At 41.5% G+C, this 1,536-nt stretch carries 5 protein-coding genes and 1 pseudogene; 2 read left to right on the top strand and 4 right to left on the bottom strand.

Annotated features, from left to right (window positions below):
• Nucleotides 1-235 (bottom strand): annotated as a pseudogene (locus BTM36_RS23625) (hypothetical protein); the annotation flags it as partial.
• Nucleotides 232-411: a 6-carboxytetrahydropterin synthase gene (locus BTM36_RS29830; protein ID WP_077238197.1), complete on the bottom strand. Its 180-nt coding sequence runs from the start codon at nt 409-411 to the stop codon at nt 232-234. The pseudogene BTM36_RS23625 and the gene BTM36_RS29830, both read right to left, overlap by 4 nt.
• A 154-nt stretch (nt 412-565) precedes the next feature.
• Here BTM36_RS29830 and BTM36_RS28440 point away from each other — a divergent pair, with 154 nt between their 5' ends.
• On the top strand, nt 566-817 hold the full coding sequence (locus tag BTM36_RS28440) for a hypothetical protein (RefSeq protein ID WP_168189831.1): 252 nt from the start codon (nt 566-568) through the stop codon (nt 815-817).
• Here BTM36_RS28440 and BTM36_RS29440 read toward each other — a convergent pair.
• Both BTM36_RS29440 and BTM36_RS23610 read right to left on the bottom strand, forming a co-directional pair.
• The gene (locus BTM36_RS29440) at nt 754-909 is read right to left on the bottom strand and encodes an ogr/Delta-like zinc finger family protein (RefSeq protein WP_306460545.1); all 156 of its coding nucleotides are present in this window, start codon (nt 907-909) and stop codon (nt 754-756) included. The two genes, BTM36_RS28440 and BTM36_RS29440, sit on opposite strands and share 64 nt — an antisense overlap.
• Entirely contained in the window at nt 900-1,100 is a 201-nt protein-coding gene (locus tag BTM36_RS23610) for a hypothetical protein (protein WP_077236037.1), read from the bottom strand. The genes BTM36_RS29440 and BTM36_RS23610 overlap by 10 nt, the downstream gene beginning before the upstream one ends.
• A 128-nt stretch (nt 1,101-1,228) precedes the next feature.
• Here BTM36_RS23610 and BTM36_RS28070 point away from each other — a divergent pair.
• Nucleotides 1,229-1,536: glycosyltransferase (locus tag BTM36_RS28070; RefSeq protein ID WP_139347261.1), on the top strand; the 308-nt coding region annotated here is incomplete at its 3' end.

The following is a 1,536-nucleotide window of genomic DNA, read 5'->3' as shown; positions in this document are numbered from 1 at the left end:
TGGTAACATGTTGAAATCGTCCGCCTCCCTTTTCATATAATGCTTCCACTATTTCCTGCGGTTCCATCATTTGAATCGATTCCTTTTCTGAACCGTCCCAGGTGAATTTCGAATCACACCAGGAACAGGAATAATCACAGCCGGCCGTTCTGACAAACATTGTTTTTTGGCCAATGACCATTCCCTCCCCTTGAATAGTTGGGCCAAATATTTCAAGTACAGGTATTTTTCTCATAATGTTTTCTCCTTTGGTCGGTAAATACAATAGCTCGTAGGCGTTTCCCTTAAATATACCTGAACACAAGTTGGCTTATTCTGTAGGGTGTTTAGGTATTCCTGAATGATTTCATAGATAGTCCGGGCAACCACTTCTGTTGTCGGAAAGTATTCAGCGTCTTGGTCGGAGAAAATGTTTTAGTTAAGGTAATGTGTCATAGCTTGTGACACGTATATGTGTCATAGCTTGTGACACATGGTTGAATTAAGATGTGTCATTTTTTGCTTGACTATAGTTCATTTTTGACCTATGATGTGTCATAAATTATACATATAGGTATCACAGCTGATGATACATAACAATGGAGAGAAGGATTCTATGCCAGCAGAGGTGCGTAAATTGGACGAGCAGAGAAAAATTAATGTTGAATTAACCCCTGAACAACTTCAAATGCTTCAAAGACTTATTGATCTTGAACAGCAAGAAAACAAAGACAAAGAGCAATTTGAAGAGAAAAAGAAAAATCATAATTTCATTCAGCGAGAAATCTCCAGCGTGGCCACGAAGGTGTGGCCGCAATCGACGTTCTGGCATCGATAGGTGATTTCCTTCATCAGCGTGGACATGGTCCGGCTTTTGGCTGCACGCACTGGGCTTTGGCAATGAGGGCACGGCAGGCTGATTACACGCATGTTGTTTTCTTTCCCTTGATGGCATAGAGTGCACGCCCCTTGCCGGTAAAACGTTTGATACCTTCTCGAACAGATTGCGCTAGAGCGAACTCAGCGGCCTGTTCAATCGTGTCAAAGCCTTCTCGCATCATGATCACTTCCAGGGCTTCGACTAACGCAGGATTAGTGAACGGCAATTCGATATCAGGCATTGCGAGGCACTGAAAAGTGGCTCGTGAGCGCCTTGGCTTGCACGTTCTGCTCGGATAAGATCGGCATCGAATAGGATTGCGCCAGGGCGATGGCCTGATGCATCAATTATCATTCCATTTCAAAGCATATGGAGAATGTTGATATTGGTTGGATTGATTTTGATGATTTATCCCAATCCCTTAATCGATCCTATGCATTACCTAATAAATTTTTTAGTTATTTAAACAATGGAATCCCTGTAGTTGTTAATAAATGCCATGAGATGGAAGAATTTATTCGAACACATAAGTGTGGGCTTGTTATCAATAAACCGAAAGCGACAGCACAAGACTACGCAAGGGCGTTTCTATATTTAAATAAAAATAGAGCAAAACTAACACAAATGAGTGTAAATGCGAGAAAGGTAGTGGAAAACTTATATAGCTGGGAACACAT

The sequence above is a fragment of the Herbaspirillum sp. VT-16-41 genome (genome assembly GCF_001994935.1).
Classification (GTDB): domain Bacteria; phylum Pseudomonadota; class Gammaproteobacteria; order Burkholderiales; family Burkholderiaceae_D; genus Herbaspirillum; species Herbaspirillum frisingense.
This window is presented reverse-complemented; position numbering and strand designations above follow the sequence as displayed.

Bases quoted from the DNA above. Each gene is read 5' to 3' on its own strand.
- BTM36_RS29440 (WP_306460545.1), bottom strand. From the start codon at position 909: ATGCGTGTAATCAGCCTGCCGTGCCCTCATTGCCAAAGCCCAGTGCGT.
- BTM36_RS28440 (WP_168189831.1), top strand. From the start codon at position 566: ATGATACATAACAATGGAGAGAAGGATTCTATGCCAGCAGAGGTGCGT.
- BTM36_RS23610 (WP_077236037.1), bottom strand. From the start codon at position 1,100: ATGCCTGATATCGAATTGCCGTTCACTAATCCTGCGTTAGTCGAAGCC.